Source organism: Terrihabitans rhizophilus (genome assembly GCF_033898525.1).
Taxonomy (GTDB): Bacteria; Pseudomonadota; Alphaproteobacteria; order Rhizobiales; family Methylopilaceae; genus Flaviflagellibacter; species Flaviflagellibacter rhizophilus.
This window is the reverse complement of the sequence record NZ_JAXAFJ010000001.1, coordinates 275,162-292,163: the sequence shown is the minus strand read 5'-3', so window position 1 is coordinate 292,163 and position 17,002 is coordinate 275,162. Positions and strand designations below refer to the sequence as shown.

Here is a 17,002-nt window from a genome sequence, read left to right as displayed (position 1 = left end):
ATGGCTCACGACCATCACCACGATCACCATCATGATGGCCATTCCCATGGTCACGAGGAGCTGGAACGGCCTTGGCAGGCTGTCCGCACGGAGGCTGTCGAAAGCCTGCTCGCCGATCTCGGAATCATCGATCCGGCGCGCGTCGACGAAATCGTCCGATACTACGAGGAGAAGGTAGGCCCGAAGACCGGCGCGCGCGTTGTTGCCAAGGCGTGGACCGATCCGGAATTCAAGGCTCGCCTTCTGGCGAACGGGCTGGAAGCCTGCGCCGAGCTTGGCATCGGCGGTCCGGAAACGGAATACCTCCACGTGGTGGAGAACACGCCCGAGGTTCACAACGTGATCGTCTGCACCTTGTGCTCCTGCTATCCGTGGACCGTGCTCGGCCTGCCGCCGGCCTGGTACAAGTCCAGCGCCTATCGCTCACGCATGGTGCGGGAGCCCCGGCGTCTCCTGGCCGAGATGGGCCTGCCGCTCCAGGACGACGTCCGGATCCAGGTCTGGGACAGCGTCTCCGAGATCCGCTACCTCGTCCTTCCCGAGCGCCCGGCGGGCACCGATGGCCTGACGGAGGAGCAATTGATCGAGATCGTCAGCCGGGATTCGATGATCGGTGTCGCGAAGCTGCCGGTGCAGGATCAGGGGAGCCAGTCATGAGCGGGACCAGCCAGGCCGTCTTCGAGGGCGCCGTCGATCTCGGCAGCCTTGAGTTTCGGGAACCTTGGGCAGCCCGGCTGTTCGGCGTGACTTTGGCCATGTCGGAACGGGGTCTGTTCACGATGAAGGACTTCCAGCACAGCCTCATCGCGGCTGTCGGAGACTTCGAGAAGGCCTCCTGCATCAGGGATGAGGAGGAGTACTATACGCGCTGGCTGGAGGCGCTGTCCGTGCTCCTGAAATCACGTGGCATCATGAAGGACGAGATGCTGTCGGCAACGGAAGAGCGGGTTGTCGAGCGGTTGCTCGGACTGCAGCACGAGCGCCACCATCATCACGAGCACAGCCCCGGCCGCCCCGATGTGATCGCACCGCTCGTCGTCGCCTGACCGGATCGGCCATGCGGCTATCGGAGTTCGACCTCAAGCAGTTGCGTGTGTTCCTGGCCGTCGTGGAATGCGGCGGGTTCTCGGCGGCGGAGGACGTGCTGGGCGTCAGCCAGTCCACGATCAGCACGTCTGTGGCGCAACTTGAACGGAGGCTTGGCTACCGCCTCTGCGACAGGGGGCGGGCTGGGTTTGGCCTGACACCGCGAGGCGAGGAACTTCACCGCAAGGCCGTGGAGCTTTCGAGCGCCGTTGCCGAGTTCGAGGAGGGCGCCCGCACGCTCAAAGGTGCGCTTGCCGGACGCCTCCGCATTGGCCTGATCGACAACATCATCACCGACCAGAAGTGCCCCTTGCTCCCGGCGCTCGCAAAACTCCGCGATGGAACGCTCGGCCCGCGGATCACCATCGACATCCTGCCGCCGGCCGAGATCGAGCATGCCATCGTCGCTGGCCGCATGGATGTCGGCATCAGCGTGGTTGGCCAGCGCCTGCCTACTCTCAGATATCAGAAGCTCTACCAGGAAACCGATCTCCTGTTCTGCGGCAAAACCCATCCGCTCTTCGGCGTGGAGGACGATGCCGCCGTCAGGAACGGCGTTCCCCCCGCCGCCAAGGTGGTTCGGACCTTCCTCAACCATCAGGACTTCCTGCTCGTCAGCGATCAGGAGGACACGATCCGCGCCAGCGTGACCAATCTGGAGGCAGTGGCCTTCCTCATCCTGGCCGGCACCCATATCGGCTTCATGCCGCAGCACTATGCGGCGAGTTGGGTGGAGCGGGGAGAGATGCGCGCGCTTCTGCCGGACGAGTTCCGGCGCGAGTCTGACCTCGCGGTCATCACCCAGGCCTCTGCGCGCCGTACGCCGGTGCTCAAGCACTTCCTGTCCGCCATCGAGGCCAATACATCCGATGGCCCGATGTGAGCATGGACAACCGGGGCTGGTTCGAAGGCGGGCGGGAGGTGAATTCTGCGGGTGTACCGTTCGCTTGAAAGTGCCTCGCAGCCATGATGCCGCTCCACATTGCCGCTGATCCCTATGCCTGGCCGCATGATGGCCAGCTCGAGCCCGCAACCACCGCGCTGCTCATCATCGACATGCAGAACGACTTCTGCCATCCCGACGGATATGTGGCGTCGATGGGGTACGACATCGACGGTGCCCGCCGCATCATACCGGTCATCGCGCAGCTGCGTGCCGCCATCCGGGCGTGGGGAGGGCATGTGCTGCACACGCGCGAGGGGCATCGCCCCGACCTTGCGGACCTGACCTCGCTCAAGCTTTGGCGCTCGCGTAACACAGGCATCGGCATCGGCGGGCAGGGACCTCTAGGTCGATTGCTCGTGCGCGGAGAGAAGGGCTGGGAGATTGTTCCGGAACTTCGGCCGCTGGCCGACGAGCCGGTCGTGGACAAGGCAGGGTACAGCGCGTTCCACAACACGGACCTTCAGCTGCTCCTCACCAGAACAGGCGTCAGGCGCCTGATCCTGACCGGCGTGACCACCGACATCTGCGTGCATTCGACCCTGCGGGACGCCGTCGAGCGAGGTTACGAATGCCTTGTGGTAGCGGATGCTTGCGCGGCGACCGTGCGGGAGAACCACGTGGCGGCATTGAACACGATCGCGACCGAAGGTGGCATCTTCGGCGCAACCGCAAATGCGGGTGCGGTGATCGCAGCGATCAGCAGAGAAGACGCGGTGCCAAACGCTCGTTTCGGCTGATCTCCGAAACTGCGCGTAGGCACAGTCGAAGTCGCGCCGGAGTTCGGATTTGCGTGCCTATCCTTGGCCCAATACGGCACGAGGCCCCACGTCAGCCGATCCAGTAACCCGTCAGCTGCCTCGGGATGCTGCCGCACCACCGCGATCTCCTGGCCTGGTGCCGCGTTGAACCGAACCCGTAAGTTCGGCAGCGGGTGTCTGTTGGGGAACACCTGCGCCATCACGGAGGCGGGGGATTTCTGGACGAAGCGACCGCGCATCAGAGGCTAGTCCGCCAAGTGCGCTTGGGGATGCTGGACTTTGTTCATCTGCCTTGAATGAAGCGCAGGGCTTCATCGAAAGAGATGCCGGTGATGTTGCCGACCGTGATTGCAACCCAGACAACGAGGAAACAGAACAGGCAAATCATTCCGCCCCATCTCTCAAGGGAAGATGTTGGTCCGCCTATCGGGTGTCCATGCGCACCGCCGCCTGCGCCGTTTGAACAATCGTCACCACCATCTCCGCCGCCATCACACATCGAGCAATCCTTCATTCAGGCGATTGGGTGCCCGAAAGCTGGGGATTTGGCCGCAGACCGTGCATCGCGGCATCGCGGCAGGGCATGATCCTTGTGGCGGGGGAGTTCCGGCGTACTTGCTTAGGAAACCAGACCCGTTCCGCGTCGCCCTCCTTCTGGTGGCTCAGCGGAATGCAGAACGCGTGAGCCCCCTCGTTCCCGGCGCTGTCGAGCAGGGCGATATCGGCATGCGAAACGGACACCGAACGGCGCAGCCCGACCGGAGCGACGTACACCGCAGGGCCGTGTCTGCCGCGATTCACTGACGTGATCGGGAACGCGATAGTTTCTATGGGGGCGGCGCTGTTCCAGAACAGCGCGACGTTCGCCACTCGCCGTGTAAGGGTATCGGCCAAGAAGGCGCCCACGCTGCCGAGGGCAAGAACGGAAAAAGAGGTCACGAGCACGGCGCGGATTCGCCCGCATCGTCCGGCGCTGACGTAGCCAGCGCGCGTCGTCACGAACCCCAGCCAAGCGCCCAGGGCACCGAAGAGCAGCCATACGGTGCACAAAAGCTTCTGGGGCAGCGGCGTGATGAGCACGGTTCGGAAGACGATCGCTTCCATCACCCACACGACGAGAACGAGGCTGGCGAAGGTTGAGATGACAACGCCGCCCCGCATCCTCCCGGAGCGTACCCAAGCCTCGGATTTCTCAGAACTCGCCAGCAGGTCTGATGTCATAGGGGCATCTGGGAAATGAACGAGCACCACCTACCCTTACAACCGCTGGGCTAATTATTCGTACACGCCCCTATCAGCAGCACGTCCAGCTTACGCGCTCTGCTAGGAGCACGGTCTGCAGCCACCTTACCGCTCCTCGATCATGTCCCGGATACGGGTGGCAAGTGCTTCGATCGCAAATGGCTTCGTGATCATCAGCATGCCTGGATCGAGGAAGCCGTTCGCGAATGTCGCGTTCTCCGCGTAACCGGTCATGAACAGCACCTTGAGATCGGGTCGATGCTGCCGCGCGAAATCGGCAAGTTGCCGCCCGTTCAGCCCGGGGAGGCCTACATCGCTGACGAGGAGGTCGATCCGCAGGTCCGACTGCAGCAGCTTCAGTCCGGAGGGCCCGTCATGAGCTTCGAGGGCGCGGTAGCCGAGATCCTCCAGCACATCGACGACCAGGCCACGAACAGCTGGCTCGTCCTCCACGACGAGCACCACTTCTCCCCTGTAGGACCGTCGCTCGTCCGCGAGGCCGGCGACCACGAGATCTGCCTCTTCACCCTCGCCGTGGTAGCGGGGCAGGTACAGCTTGACCGTCGTGCCTTTACCGAGCTCCGAATAGATCTTGGCGTAGCCTTCGGACTGCCGTGCAAAGCCGTAGATCATTGAAAGGCCCAGGCCGGTGCCCTGGCCGATAGGCTTCGTGGTGAAGAACGGCTCGAACGCCTTCGCGATCACGTCGGGGGCCATGCCGCTGCCGGTGTCGGTGACGCAGATGCAGACATACTGCCCCGGATGGACGTCGCGGCTCTTCGCTGCGTAAGCCGTGTCGAGATGAGCGTTGCAGGTCTCGATGGTCAGATGCCCGCCGGTGGGCATCGCGTCTCGCGCGTTGATGGCAAGGTTGAGGATCGCACTCTCGAGCTGATGCGGATCGCACCGCGTCTGCCACAGGCCTCCGGCCGTAACGATCTCAAGGCGAATGGCCTCGCCCAACGTACGGCGCAGCAATTCCTCCATGCCGCTTACGAGGCGGTTGGCGTTCACAGGCTTTGGATCGAGGGGCTGGCGGCGCGAGAAGGCGAGCAACCGGTGCGTTAGCGCTGCTGCCCGGTTCGCGGCAGTCATCGCCGTGGTGGCGTAGCGCTCGATCTTGTCCATCTCGCCGCGGGCAATCTTGCGCTGCATCATGTCGAGCGAGCCGATCACGCCGGTGAGCAGGTTGTTGAAGTCGTGCGCGATGCCGCCGGTCAGCTGCCCGACCGCCTCCATCTTCTGGGCCTGGCGCAGGGCTTCCTCGGTCTGCTGAAGTGCTTCGGCCTTCTCCTTCTCGCTGGTAATATCCCGCGCGACCGCATGAATCAGATCTTCCCCGGGAACGGCCGTCCAGGACAGCCAGCGATAGGAGCCATCGCTGTGCTGATACCGATTTTCGAAGCGTAGGGTCGTCTGTCCCGCGGCCAGCTTGCCAGCTTCCGCGCGCGTGGACGCCATGTCGTCCGGATGAACAAGGTCGATGAAGAGCCTCCCGATCAACTGGCTTTCTGTCCAGCCGAGCAGATTGGTCCAGGCCGGGTTCACGGCAGTGATGGTTGCATCGTAGCGGGCAACCAGCATCAGGTCCGTCGACAGACGCCACATGCGGTCGCGATCGGCGGTTCGCTCGGCAACCTGCGATTCCAGTGTCTCGTTCAGTTCGCGTAGGCGCACCTCGTCTGCTTTTCGCGCGGTCACATCGACTGCGGTTCCGATCACGCGGTAGCAGGTCCCGGCCTGATCGAATAAGCCGCGGCCCTTCGCGGCTACCCAGCGGACGATGCCGTCTTCCTTGCCGACGGTGCGGTACTCGACATCATAGAGGAGGCGCCGCTCGGGATCGGAGGCGGCCTGATAAGCAGCGAGCGTCTTGTCCCGATCATCCGGATGCACGCCGTCGTAGTAGTCCACGATCGTGACCGGCACGTCCGGAGAGATGCCGAACATGGCCTTTACCCGAGGCGGCCAGAACATGTTCCCGCTGTCGGTGTCGACGTGCCACTGACCGATCTCGGCCACGTCCAGGGCAAGCCGCAGGCGCTCCTCATTGAGCGCCAGCAGGTCCTCGGACCTCCGCCGCTCCTCGATGTCGAGCACGGAGCCCACGTGCCCGAGGAAGCTGCCGTCTTCAGCAAAGCGGGGCGAGGCGACATCGATCGCCCAGATGTAGGCACCATCAGCTCGCCGGAGACGGTACTCCACACGAAATGGCCCCTGCGCGGCAACCGCCGCAAGGAAGGTGTCCTCGGCCAGTTGCTGGTCGTCCGGATGCGTTGCCTTGGTCCATCCGATCCCCTGCGCCTCAGCCACGGTCTGGCCAGTAAATTCGTACCAGCGGCGATTGAGGTAATGGCAATAGCCGTCCGGCCCCGTCACCCACATCATGACGGGGGAGTGGTCAGCTAAGTTCCGGAACTCTGCGTCGAGTTTATGCTCGAGTGCTTCGCGGAATAGGGACTCAGACATGGCAGCTAGGCATCTCTCAGGTTCTTGGCCCGGGCTCGACTCCATCGGTATGGAACAGCTTGCCTGGCGCCGATAGCCTTCTCTCGAACGGGTCAAGAACAAGTGCGTGGTGCGGGCCGACTGCCTTAGCGCTGCAGGAGACTTCTAGACGAACCGGCCGCACATTGCTGATCTCCCCGCAAAAGCTCGACGCTGTCACGAGAGCCGGTGCCGGTGCTTCACAACAGGACGTTGAACTTGCGTCCGCAAGGCTTTGCAATCTGTAGTGACATGCAAGCTACATACACCACCTGGGATAGAAGGTACGGTTTCGATCTGGATAAAGAACCTGACTTCTCCGAGGGGCCTATGAAGCGCTTTCTTCTCACATCGATGGCACTGCTCAGCGTCGGCACAATGGCGCATGCGGCAGACATGCCGGCTTATGAAGCCGCACCTGCAATGGTGGATCTGCCTGGCCACAGCTGGACGGGCTTCTACATCGGCGCTCAGGCTGGTTATGCCCTCGGAAGCAATGACGACAATGATCTGGAGTTCGATACCGATCTCGACGGCAGCTTCGACGACACCGTTCTGACCGGCGGCGGCGCAGATGCGTTCGCTCCCGGCTTCACATCCGATTTTGATGACGGCTTCAGCGGCGGTCTGCGCATTGGCTACGATCATCAGGTCAGCAACTTCGTGTTCGGTGTGGTCGTCGATGCAAGCTTTGTCGACGTGGCTGACCGCGTAAACGGCCTCAGCGTCACGCCGGCGGACTACACCTTCGAGCGCGAGCTGAACTACCTCGTCACCGGGCGGCTGCGCGGCGGATATGCGTTCGACCGCTTCATGGTCTACGCCACCGGCGGTGTCGCATACGGCGACATCGACTACACCTTCTCCACCAATTCGCCCGCGGCCTTCGCTGGTGCGACTGAGGGCGACAGCGACGCGTGGGGCTACACGGTTGGCGCTGGCGCCGAGATGATGCTGACGCAGAACATCTCGCTCGGCGTGGAGTATCTTTATACCGACCTCGACGTGGACACTCAGACGGCTCGCTTCACCTCTGGCGCGTTTGCACCTGGCACGGACCTGCGCCCTTCGGAAGACGAATTCGACTTCCACACATTGCGCGCCACGATGGCCTATCGGTTCTGAACTAGCTGAACGCTTGGACAAAGGCCGGGATGGAAACGTCCCGGCCTTTGTCTTGCCCTCTTTGAATCGCTGTCCTGCAACGCCTGCCCAGCGTTGCCCAATCCGCTCAAGCCTGCTCTGCAGGCCGTATCAGCCGCAATGGGATGGCAAGTCACTCGGCTCAGCGCTGTCGATGCAGGCTCAATGAGATCGGCTGACCTCCACAACACTGTCCTAGCGGAGCCCCAGTACGCTCTCTCTGAGGCGCAGATCGCTTGTACGATGAGCCATGCTCGCGCTTGGCAGGGTTTTGTCGCGAATGGTGACCCGCTCTGCGCGGTGTTTGAGGACGCTGTAGAGGTTAACCCGATGCTCGTCCATCTAATGGAAGATACCACTTGGGTCCTGAGGACGCCGACGTCGTGAAGCTAGAGACCTTTCTTCAGCGAGTGTTCTTGCGGCAGCCTAGCCATTAAGGGAACCTCTCTGGCGCTGGCTGAACTCGGATCAGTTCATCATGGGGCTGCCGGCGACATCAACAGTCTGCGGTGCGCAAAGGCTGTTGAGTCTGTGTTCGCATATCGACAGAACCGAGGGTTCGCAGTGTGCGCAAACATGAGAATACAGGATGAGCTAGGCGCTCGATCCGATCTCCCACGACGCCCTACTTGCAAGAGCCAATTGGTCAAAGGCGCATAGATCAGAAGAACACGCTCAAGCTCAACCGCAGACGCTGCGCTGCCTGTTTCGGTTATCGAAAGAGGCATAAAAAGACAAGTTCGCCGTATTGGTGGCGGCGTAGCATCGCCTCAGTGCTTCAGCCTCCGGGGCTAGCAGTCCAGTGTGAAATCGCTCGTCATCGACAAGGTGTCGGTTGCGGTCTGACTCAATTGAGCTGCTAAGGACCAGTCTCGAGATCCATCAGCTATCCATGCTCAATTTTGTGGTGATCTGCTGCCTGAGGACGTGCCGTTTGACGCCGGCCCCTGAAATCCAGGTGGCGGCGTCGCTTCCTGCTCGTCATCAGGGTCGCGCCCCTGCGAGCGATCAAGGGTGCGCATGCTGGGCGTCACCGTAAGGCCGTGAAGCAGGATCGACATCAGGACAACCAGGCTCACGACAGCCCATAAGCGGTTCGCCTCGGCCACCGGCATGTGATTCAGCCCGTATGCAAGATAGTAGAACGACCCCACGCCGCGGATACCAAAGAAGGAGATCGTGAGCCTTTCGCCCCATGGCGCCTTGAAACCGATCAGGCCAACCAAACCCGCAAGCGGCCGCACCGCAAGCAGGATCACGAGGGCAGCGCCAACGTCTAGCCAAGTCAGGGGCGCGAGGATTCCGCTCACCATTGCGCCGCCGAACAGCAGCAACAGCACCATCATCGCCAGGCGCTCGATCTGCTCGGTGATGTCGTGCATCTCGCGATGGAAATCGTCGTGGCGCTGTGAATGGCGGAATGTTAGGGCCGTGATGAAGACGGCAAGAAACCCGTAGCATTCGATGAGCTCTGTTAGGCCATATGAGACAAAGGTGGCCGCAAGTGCGATCAGGCCGTCGCCTGTGCGTGCCAACCCGGTCTCTGCCGGAACGTGGAACGTCAGCCAGCCGAAGGCGCGGCCGATCAACCAGCCGCCGGCAATGCCTGCTCCAATCTCCCATAGCACGCCGTGGGCGAGCCATTTTGCTGCCCATGGCTCTCCGGTAGCTGCCGTGAGGCTGAGCGCAATGGCGAGGTTGACGAAGGGAAATGCCAGACCGTCGTTTAGACCGGCCTCGGAGGTCAAGCCGAACCGCACATCGTCCTCTTCACCCGATTTCGGCGGACCCACCTGCACATCAGACGCCAATACGGGATCCGTGGGTGCCAGACTTGCGCCAAGCAGAAGCGAAACGATCCATGGCAGATCGAGGAGGAACACACCTACCAGCGTTATCGCAGCGATGCTGAGAGGCATCGTGATGCCCAACAGCCGCCACGTCACGTGCCATCGCCTCCAACTGAAGACCCGGTCCAGCTTCAGGCCCGCACCCATGAGAGCGATGATGACCACGAACTCTGTGAAGCGTTCGGCGATCTCCGGATACTGCGTCGGCATGGGCCGAAGCGAGACCTGCGGCAGCATGAAGACCGCAGCTCCGATAAGGATGCATATGATCGGCAGCGACAGGGGCAGGCGCTTAAGCGCGATGGGCAACCAGGCAACCAGCGCTATGAGGAAGCCGAGTCCCGTAAGTGCGAGGATGTAGGGATCCGGCGACCAAGTGCTGAGAGCATCCATAGCGCCTCAACTGCAGAAGCCTCGATCTTGATCCAGACGCGATCCTAGAAAGCGGACGAGGGCTGCGGGACACGGGCGACAGGCCGAGCTTGCTTATGAACTTCATCATCAGCTGAAGCTGATTGTTAGCGACAGTCAGCCAAGGGCTTGGCCTGATGTATCCTGAAGGCGGCTTGATGGGCGTGGGTGTTTGCGCAAGCTTGCCTCGGCTTCAACCCAGCGCCTATAGGCCTTCCTCCCGCTTCAGTGACTGCCACCTTGCGCGTCGTTCGGTTCAGAAGCGGATGCCGAGCCTGTTACAGCGTCGCCATCGTCTGGCTCATGACGGAGGAGGATATACCTCGCTCGGCGGCGCGAAAGCCGCCAGAGCCAACGATTAGCGCAAATGTCTCCAATTAATCGACCCGTATAGAGGAGTTCATTGAGCTATTTAGCAGATCAGCTTGATCTGGTTTGGTCAGCTTATAAGCGCAATGTCAAAGCGCCACCTTCGTGATCGGGAACGGAGGGGCTCTCCCTGCCGCTGCCCCGTAACGCAGCTAGAAAGGACGCTTCAAGGAGCGCCCGTTCGGGAGCCAAGACATGAACATCCTCAAGACACTGATCCTCTCCGGCACCATCACCCTGACGGCTGGAGCCGCCCTTGCCCATCAGCCCGCCGGTGCCACCCCCAACAGCCAGCGCATCCAGCAGGGCATCTACGACGCACAGCCAAATGCCCGCGCTCCGGCCACGATTGTGCGGGAGGGACGCGCTTCTGCCGTCGGTGCCGCACCGGTCCGCAAGGAAAAAGCCCGCGAGCCCTTCTACTTCAGCCAGGCGAGCAGCGGCAGTGACCGCAACGCAAACTAGGCGTCGCAAGGAAGACCCAAAGGCCGCCCCTGCGGGCGGCCTTTTTCATGCCCGCTTCGCGGTTGTGTCTGACGGCTGAGTTCACCTGTGCCGGAGGCGAGTTAGACGGGTCCTGCATTAGAGGACTTTCGATGGATGGACCGCTTAGATGCACTGCGCCTGATGCTCGACGTTGCGGAGGCCGGCAGCTTTTACAGCGTTGCACGGCAGCGCTCGATGGCCAAATCGACTTTGGCGCTGGCGGTGACCCGGCTGGAAGAGGAGTTCGGGGCGCGACTTATTATCCGCTCGACACGCAAGCTGACCTTCACCCATGAGGGTGAGATCCTGGTCGCTGATGCACCCCGCATCGTCGCGGATTGGGATGCCGCGCTGAACGGACTACGGGATGACGGTCCGCTTTCGGGCCCGCTCAGGGCCACGGCTAAAAATGATTTCGGGCGAAACCACATTCGGCCGCTGCTCGACAGCTTCCAGCTCCGCGATTCCGACGTCGACGTCACGCTGCGGTTGAGCGACAGTGCGCTGGATCTTATCTGCAAGGGCACATCCGTTCTCCGCCAAGTCGTGGCGAGTACCGGCTGGTGTGAATGGCAGTCCAACTCGGCGCGGATGCGCGTCTGATCGACATGCTGCATGAACTCGCTAAGGACTGCCGGTGTACCCATAGGCCATGGCAGCGCCCCGGCATTCAGCAGGAGCGCACCTGTAACCCAGCGGCTCCAAACGCTTGCTTCCTTGTTTGCCCAAAGCTCGGGCAAGTGGAGTCGCGATCAGGGGGAAGGCCAGACCATCCGCGAACCTTCGGGTGTTCGAGCGAGCTCGGACAGGAATGGAGCAAACTCGGAATTCGGCAAGGAGATGCTGTTCACCCCATCAGGCCGGATTTCGAGGACGCGAACGAACTCCGGCTGACGGCTCGGCTCGGCAGTGAGCCCGATCAGCACCTCGCGTCCTTCGCGGCTCCTGCAGGAGAGTGTGGCACCGTAAGCGTAGGTGCTGAGATGGCAGTTTCGTTGCGCGCGTCGAAGCGCGTTGAGGTAATCATCGAGCAGCCCAAGCTCCCGCAGACCGCCGGGCCTAGCTCGATCCTCAATCACCAATGCCATGGACCGCAGCTCGCTCGGGGTGATCGCAAACCCGTGCCCCGAGCTGACGAGGAGGACGCCAGCGACAATTGCTTGTTTCCCAAGACGCAAGTGCAAATGTACCATCCGCGCCGGACTCCTGATCCCGCTAATGCTTGTCCGCTTTGCGACGGCCAAGGGTTCGTTGAACCGAATCCTTTGCCTGTAAGGTACCTTTACATGGAGGCCTCGTAGTGGCGGGAATGACGAGCGCCCAGTCGGTAGTAGTGGTGGGTACCTGTTTACCTGTCGGCTCACGCGATTGCTGCTTGAAGATCACTGAGCACCTCCAGCTGAGCGAGGATGATGGTGGCGGCCGTTTAGCCGTGGAACGACTTCACCTTGCCATCCTCAAGGTGGAAGACGTCGCAGCAATCTACACGGCTTGCCCGCAGGCGAGTCCGCCAAGGCATAACCGATGGTCTGTGGGCGGCACCGGTCGGGTGCTCGCTACACGCCGAAATTGACCTGCGGGTCAGATGCTCCAACGTTCAAGTGCATCTCGGCCGGCAGCGGAGAGATCGTAGACGCCCCGCCCCGTGCGAACAAACCAGCCGTACACGTTTCGCCGGAGGATTGTGGCGGCGCGTGGCGTGATTTCCCTCAGGTCTTTGGTGCGCTTTGCTCCGGTGGAAAGCGCCGAGGCGCAGGCAAGCGCCTCCTGACGATACGCGGTCATGATCGGACGGCGGGACCCGCCGCCGACTGCAGGATCACCCTGCCGCCGCCGATGTTCATCCACCAGCCGCGCTCGCCTCTTCGGGTCGCGGCGCGGAGAGGGGGAGGCGGGGCTGATCAGCACATGCACTTGATCGTTTGCCGCGATCCCGAGCAGCCCCAGTCCCAGACGGCGGCAGAGTGATCGGAAACGGACATCCTTTTCTCGCCCGTTTCCGCGAGACGACATCCGGGCGGCGAGCCAGACCTCGTCGCATGCCGCGAGACGGTCCACGCCTTGCAGAACAAGCTCAAGGTTGAACTGCAGCTTGAGTTCGCAGATCACGACCACCGGCGGCTCGTCCGGTAAGAGGCCGACGATATCGCACCCGCCGATCTCTCCCTTTACGGTGAAGCCGAGGCTCTCCAGAAAAGCCTTCACCGGCCGATACAGCGACGTTTCCAGCATCATCACTCCTTCACCCCCAACCGGCAGGCGCGATGAAGCCTTTCTCCTCGCTGCAGGTCCAGACAGCGTCCTGGATCAACATCTCCGAGCGGCTTCGCCATGGCGGCGTAATCAGCCGCAGTCGTTCAAAGCGCGCGCCCGCCTGTTGCTGCGGGAAGCTCGGGCGGCAATCCGGCTAGAACGTTGCCACAGCGTTCATCTTCACTTTGTTCGGAGAGGAGGCCGGCCAAGGATGAGGTCGTTCCAAGATCTCGTTGGCCGGACTTCTCCCTCGGCTGCATAGAAGATGCTATCTGGAGACTTCTTCGTTTGGTCGTGTCGAACCAGAAAAATTGGGTGGATCTGCCCTGGCGGCAACTTCGTGCCGCGACGTGACGTCCGGCAACGTCTGACACCGTGCAGCTGCAGCCCGATTAGGATGCGGGTGCGGCGTGGGGTAGCTGCCAAGGTGGCGTAATCATCAACAGATGCAATTGCTTAGCAAGGCGAATGGCGGAGGGAGCGGGATTCGAACCCGCGATACGGTTTCCCGTATACACACTTTCCAGGCGTGCGCCTTCAACCACTCGGCCACCCCTCCGGGTCCGCTTCGTGAAGCGGATGCGACGCTATAGCGGGGTCGCGGCCGGTTCGCAATGTGCTCGGTGGCCCGTCGGCGCAACCCTGTCGCCTTTGTGGAGTTCCTCTCCTGCCACGATGAGGAGCGATGATGACCGAGGCGGCCGTGCTGGTTCCGGAGGACGATGTCTGCCCGGCCTATGATCCGGAGACGTCGGCCGAAAATGCCGGCCTTGTCTATGTGTCCGACGATAAGCCGGGCATCACGCGGCGCAAGGCAGGCAGCGGCTTTGCCTATCGCTCCTCAAAGGGGGAGGCGATCCGCGATCCCAAGATCCTGGAGCGCATCCGCTCCCTGGCCATTCCCCCGGCCTACACCGATGTCTGGATCTGCCCCAAGGCCAACGGCCACATCCAGGCCACCGGGCGCGACGCCAAGGGCCGCAAGCAGTACCGTTATCACCCGCGCTGGCACGAGGTGCGCGGCGAGGCCAAATACGAGCGGCTCATCGAGTTCGGCGAGCATCTGCCGGAGATCCGCACGCGCATCGACGAAGACCTCTCGAAGCGCGGCCTGACGCGCGACAAGGTGCTGGCGACCGTGGTGCAACTGCTCGACACGACCCTCATCCGGATCGGCAATGAGCGCTACCGCCGCGACAACAAGAGCTTCGGCCTCACCACGCTGCGCAACCGCCATGTGGAGGCGGGATCGGACCGGCTGCGCTTCTCCTTCAAGGGCAAGAGCGGTAAGGACTGGAAGTTGACGGTGAAGGACCGCCGCATCGCCCGCATTGTGCGCCAGTGCCAGGACGTGCCGGGGCAGCACCTGTTCCAGTATTTCGACGCGGACGGCACGCCGCATCCCGTCGATTCACACGATGTGAACGCCTACATCCGCGACGTGCTGGGGCAGGGGTTCTCCGCCAAGCATTTCCGCACCTGGGCCGGCACGGTCACAGCAGCGCACGCGCTCCATCAGGCGGGGGGCTTCACCTCCAAGGCGGAGGGCAACCGCAAGCTCAACAAGGCCGTGGACGTGGTGGCGGACCGGCTGGTGAACACTCGGGCGATCTCGCGGCGCTGCTACATCCACAGCGGCGTGATCGAGAGCTATCTGGAGGGCCGGTTCGAGGACGAGTTCGCCCGCGCGGAGGAGGAGGCGGCCGCAATCGAAGGCCTGCCGCCGGAGGAGGCCTTGGTGCTGGCGCTGCTGAAGACGCAGGCCCGGGAGCTCAAGGAGGGCTGAACAGGCCCTCCCTCCTCAGCGCACCTCGACGATGCGCACGGTGCCGCGGCGGTCCAGAACGGTGAGGGATACGTCCTCGCCATGCCGGTTCAGCACCAGGTCCGCGCTTGCATCCCCCACCCCTACATTGGTGAGGAAAAGCTGGTCCACGAAGTCCGGCAGCACCGGGCGGTCGAGAAGGATCTCGCCGGTGCGGTGGTGCAAGGTCAGGCCTAGGCAGGCCTGGATCAGTGCCAGCGGGGTCGCGGCCGCCCAGGCCTGCGGCGCGCAGGCCACGGGATAGCCGATCGGCCCCTGACGCTGGCGGCGCGGAAAACCGCAGAACAGTTCTGGCAGGCGCTGCAGGTCGAGCTTGCCGGCGGCCTCGATGAGGGCCTTCGTCACCTTCAGCACGGCATCCTTGTGGCCGTAGCGCGCCATGCCCAGTGCGATCAGCGCGTTGTCGTGCGGCCAGATCGAGCCGTTGTGGTAGGACATCGGGTTGTAGCGTGCCGCCGTCGTGGCGACAGTCCGGATGCCCCAGCCCGAGAAGGAGGTGGGGTCGAGCAGGGCGTCTACCACGCGCTCGGCGCGATCGGCCCGTGCGATGCCGGTGAGCAGCGCGTGCCCGGCATTGGAGGAGTAAACCTCGCAGCGCCGCTTCTCGCCGTCGAGCGCAAGAGCGTAGGTGCCGAGATCCTCGCACCAGAAGGCCTCCTCGAAGCGTTCCTGTATCGCGGAAGCGCGGGCGCGGTAGCCTTCGCTGACCTCGCCATGCCCCAGCCGCTCCGCAATCTCGGCGGCTGCGAACCACGCGCCATAGACATAGGCCTGCACCTCGCAGAGCGCGATCGGCCCCTGTGCGAGATTGCCGTCGGCGTGGAAGACGGAATCGAGGCTGTCTTTCCAGCCCTGATTTGCGAGGCCGTTCTCGCTCTGGCGATAATATTCGAGGAAGCCGTCGCCATCGCGGTCGCCATAGGTTTCGATCCAGCCCAGCGCGGCCTGGACGTTCGGCCAGATCCTTGCGAGCGTCTCCACGTCATCGGTGCGGCGCAGATATTCGCCCGCCAGCAGCACGAAGAGCGGCGTGGAATCCACGCTGCCGTAATAGAGACGAAACGGCACCTCGCCGAGCATGGCCATTTCGCCGGCCCGCGTCTCGTGCAGGATCTTGCCGGGCTCGGCATCGCGCACGGGGTCGAGATCCCGGGCCTGTGTCGCGGCGAGATAGCTGAGCACACCTTTCGCGAGGCCGGGATCGACCCACAGCATCATGAGCGCGGTGATGATGCCGTCGCGGCCGAACGGCGTCGAGAACCAGGGTATCCCCGCATAGGGATAGAGGCCGTGCTCGGTCTGCGTCGTCAGGATGGCGACATCGGCCATGGACCGGGCGACGACATCGTCCACGAGCTCGCTGGAGCTTGTGATGCGGACGGGCCGGGCGGCGTCCCGCCGAAGCGCGCGGCGCGACTCCGCGAAGGACTTGAAGAAGACGCGCTCGCTGAACGGGGCAGCCTGCGAGGGATCGCAGGCAATGCGGGTGAAGATCACCTTCTTGTCCTGCGGCCCCAGCGTCATGTCGTAGACCGCGAAGGATGGTTCCAGCACGTCCGGTGCGGGGTGGAAGGCCACGCTCGTGGCCCGCGCGATGGCATCGAGGCCCATATACTCGAAGGAGACCTCGCCGGGCCCTGCGATGCGCACCTCGCGCACGCCCTTCACAGGGCGGCGCTGTCCACGTGCTTCGAACAGATCGGCGAAATCGCAGTTGAACAGCACGCTCATGCGCAGGCGCTGTTCGCGGTCTCCGTAATTGAAGATCGAGAGGCGCTCGAACAGCGCATTGTTCCAGATGAACTTGCTGCGGCTGATATGAATCGTGTCCTTCTGCATGAAGACACGGCCATCCTCGGAGAAATCCGGGTTGGTGAGATCCACGGTGAGGGCCGAATTGTCGCTCTCCATATTCGAGGACAGGAGCAGCGGGCGTGCGCCGTTCAGCCGGAACTCGAAATGCGACAGGTGGCGCGTGTCGTGGAAGTAAAGCCCGTCGGGGTTGCCCTCCCAGGAAAGAAGATCCGCGTTCTTGTCCAGGACGGCGAACGTGTCGCCCTGCTTCAGGCGGGCCGGGCGCCCGCCATCATTGGACTCGAGTGCAGATATGAAGAATTGCGGCGCAATCGTCTCGTTCATCTGCCCC

General features: G+C 62.8%; 15 protein-coding genes, 1 tRNA gene and 1 pseudogene. 9 read left to right on the top strand and 8 right to left on the bottom strand.

The features are described from left to right. From nthA to SCD90_RS01260, 4 genes are all read left to right on the top strand, one after another. On the top strand, positions 1-657 hold the full coding sequence (gene nthA / locus SCD90_RS01275) for a nitrile hydratase subunit alpha (protein ID WP_319842800.1): 657 nt from the start codon (positions 1-3) through the stop codon (positions 655-657). After that, a complete protein-coding gene (locus tag SCD90_RS01270) occupies positions 654-1,046 on the top strand; it encodes a nitrile hydratase accessory protein (RefSeq protein ID WP_319842799.1) in 393 nt (130 codons plus the stop codon). The genes nthA and SCD90_RS01270 overlap by 4 nt, the downstream gene beginning before the upstream one ends. A gap of 11 nt (positions 1,047-1,057) precedes the next feature. Next, positions 1,058-1,969 carry a LysR family transcriptional regulator gene (locus SCD90_RS01265; protein ID WP_319842798.1) on the top strand — a complete coding sequence of 304 codons (912 nt, stop codon included), beginning with the start codon at positions 1,058-1,060 and terminating at the stop codon, positions 1,967-1,969. An 83-nt stretch (positions 1,970-2,052) separates the two neighbouring features. Continuing rightward, the gene (locus SCD90_RS01260) at positions 2,053-2,769 is read left to right on the top strand and encodes a cysteine hydrolase family protein (RefSeq protein ID WP_319842797.1); all 717 of its coding nucleotides are present in this window, start codon (positions 2,053-2,055) and stop codon (positions 2,767-2,769) included. 59 nt (positions 2,770-2,828) lie between these two features. Here SCD90_RS01260 and SCD90_RS16565 read toward each other — a convergent pair. The 3 genes and pseudogenes from SCD90_RS16565 to SCD90_RS01250 all read right to left on the bottom strand — a co-directional run. Further along, a pseudogene (locus SCD90_RS16565) lies at positions 2,829-3,029 on the bottom strand (SOS response-associated peptidase family protein); the annotation flags it as partial. A gap of 271 nt (positions 3,030-3,300) precedes the next feature. After that, positions 3,301-4,011: a hypothetical protein gene (locus tag SCD90_RS01255; RefSeq protein WP_319842796.1), complete on the bottom strand. Its 711-nt coding sequence runs from the start codon at positions 4,009-4,011 to the stop codon at positions 3,301-3,303. Between the two features lie 126 nt (positions 4,012-4,137). Further along, positions 4,138-6,501: a PAS domain-containing protein gene (locus tag SCD90_RS01250; RefSeq protein WP_319842795.1), complete on the bottom strand. Its 2,364-nt coding sequence runs from the start codon at positions 6,499-6,501 to the stop codon at positions 4,138-4,140. 348 nt (positions 6,502-6,849) lie between these two features. Here SCD90_RS01250 and SCD90_RS01245 point away from each other — a divergent pair, with 348 nt between their 5' ends. Then, on the top strand, positions 6,850-7,644 hold the full coding sequence (locus SCD90_RS01245; protein ID WP_319842794.1) for an outer membrane protein: 795 nt from the start codon (positions 6,850-6,852) through the stop codon (positions 7,642-7,644). Between the two features lie 138 nt (positions 7,645-7,782). Beyond that, entirely contained in the window at positions 7,783-8,049 is a 267-nt protein-coding gene (locus tag SCD90_RS16560; RefSeq protein ID WP_425265618.1) for a glycosyltransferase family 25 protein, read from the top strand. 509 nt (positions 8,050-8,558) lie between these two features. Here SCD90_RS16560 and SCD90_RS01240 read toward each other — a convergent pair. Next, entirely contained in the window at positions 8,559-9,905 is a 1,347-nt protein-coding gene (locus SCD90_RS01240; RefSeq protein ID WP_319842793.1) for a cation:proton antiporter, read from the bottom strand. Positions 9,906-10,487: 582 nt separating this feature from the next. On the opposite strand from SCD90_RS01240, the gene SCD90_RS01235 reads away from it, so the two are divergent. Both SCD90_RS01235 and SCD90_RS01230 read left to right on the top strand, forming a co-directional pair. Continuing rightward, positions 10,488-10,757 (top strand): hypothetical protein, encoded by a 270-nt coding sequence (locus SCD90_RS01235; RefSeq protein WP_319842792.1) that lies wholly within the window; start codon positions 10,488-10,490, stop codon positions 10,755-10,757. 135 nt (positions 10,758-10,892) lie between these two features. Continuing rightward, complete coding sequence (locus SCD90_RS01230) at positions 10,893-11,381, top strand: LysR family transcriptional regulator (RefSeq protein WP_319842791.1); 489 nt, start codon at positions 10,893-10,895, stop codon at positions 11,379-11,381. 149 nt (positions 11,382-11,530) lie between these two features. On the opposite strand, the gene SCD90_RS01225 is transcribed toward SCD90_RS01230, so the two are convergent. The 3 genes from SCD90_RS01225 to SCD90_RS01215 form a co-directional block, all read right to left on the bottom strand. Further along, positions 11,531-11,866, bottom strand: a complete 336-nt coding sequence (locus SCD90_RS01225; protein WP_319842790.1) for a hypothetical protein — start codon at positions 11,864-11,866, stop codon at positions 11,531-11,533. Between the two features lie 493 nt (positions 11,867-12,359). Continuing rightward, positions 12,360-13,010: a DUF2161 domain-containing phosphodiesterase gene (locus SCD90_RS01220; protein WP_319843221.1), complete on the bottom strand. Its 651-nt coding sequence runs from the start codon at positions 13,008-13,010 to the stop codon at positions 12,360-12,362. Positions 13,011-13,500: 490 nt separating this feature from the next. Next, positions 13,501-13,590, bottom strand: a tRNA-Ser gene (locus SCD90_RS01215). A 126-nt stretch (positions 13,591-13,716) separates the two neighbouring features. On the opposite strand from SCD90_RS01215, the gene SCD90_RS01210 reads away from it, so the two are divergent. Then, the gene (locus SCD90_RS01210) at positions 13,717-14,817 is read left to right on the top strand and encodes a DNA topoisomerase IB (protein ID WP_319842789.1); all 1,101 of its coding nucleotides are present in this window, start codon (positions 13,717-13,719) and stop codon (positions 14,815-14,817) included. 15 nt (positions 14,818-14,832) lie between these two features. Here SCD90_RS01210 and SCD90_RS01205 read toward each other — a convergent pair whose 3' ends face one another. Then, complete coding sequence (locus SCD90_RS01205; RefSeq protein ID WP_319842788.1) at positions 14,833-16,995, bottom strand: amylo-alpha-1,6-glucosidase; 2,163 nt, start codon at positions 16,993-16,995, stop codon at positions 14,833-14,835. Between the last annotated feature and the right edge of the window lie 7 nt (positions 16,996-17,002).

Coding starts and splice junctions, on each gene's coding strand:
- nthA (WP_319842800.1), top strand. CDS start 1: ATGGCTCACGACCATCACCACGATCACCATCATGATGGCCATTCCCAT.
- SCD90_RS01270 (WP_319842799.1), top strand. CDS start 654: ATGAGCGGGACCAGCCAGGCCGTCTTCGAGGGCGCCGTCGATCTCGGC.
- SCD90_RS01265 (WP_319842798.1), top strand. CDS start 1,058: ATGCGGCTATCGGAGTTCGACCTCAAGCAGTTGCGTGTGTTCCTGGCC.
- SCD90_RS01260 (WP_319842797.1), top strand. CDS start 2,053: ATGATGCCGCTCCACATTGCCGCTGATCCCTATGCCTGGCCGCATGAT.
- SCD90_RS01255 (WP_319842796.1), bottom strand. CDS start 4,011: ATGACATCAGACCTGCTGGCGAGTTCTGAGAAATCCGAGGCTTGGGTA.
- SCD90_RS01250 (WP_319842795.1), bottom strand. CDS start 6,501: ATGTCTGAGTCCCTATTCCGCGAAGCACTCGAGCATAAACTCGACGCA.
- SCD90_RS01245 (WP_319842794.1), top strand. CDS start 6,850: ATGAAGCGCTTTCTTCTCACATCGATGGCACTGCTCAGCGTCGGCACA.
- SCD90_RS16560 (WP_425265618.1), top strand. CDS start 7,783: ATGGGATGGCAAGTCACTCGGCTCAGCGCTGTCGATGCAGGCTCAATG.
- SCD90_RS01240 (WP_319842793.1), bottom strand. CDS start 9,905: ATGGATGCTCTCAGCACTTGGTCGCCGGATCCCTACATCCTCGCACTT.
- SCD90_RS01235 (WP_319842792.1), top strand. CDS start 10,488: ATGAACATCCTCAAGACACTGATCCTCTCCGGCACCATCACCCTGACG.
- SCD90_RS01230 (WP_319842791.1), top strand. CDS start 10,893: ATGGACCGCTTAGATGCACTGCGCCTGATGCTCGACGTTGCGGAGGCC.
- SCD90_RS01225 (WP_319842790.1), bottom strand. CDS start 11,866: ATGGCATTGGTGATTGAGGATCGAGCTAGGCCCGGCGGTCTGCGGGAG.
- SCD90_RS01220 (WP_319843221.1), bottom strand. CDS start 13,010: ATGCTGGAAACGTCGCTGTATCGGCCGGTGAAGGCTTTTCTGGAGAGC.
- SCD90_RS01210 (WP_319842789.1), top strand. CDS start 13,717: ATGATGACCGAGGCGGCCGTGCTGGTTCCGGAGGACGATGTCTGCCCG.
- SCD90_RS01205 (WP_319842788.1), bottom strand. CDS start 16,995: ATGAACGAGACGATTGCGCCGCAATTCTTCATATCTGCACTCGAGTCC.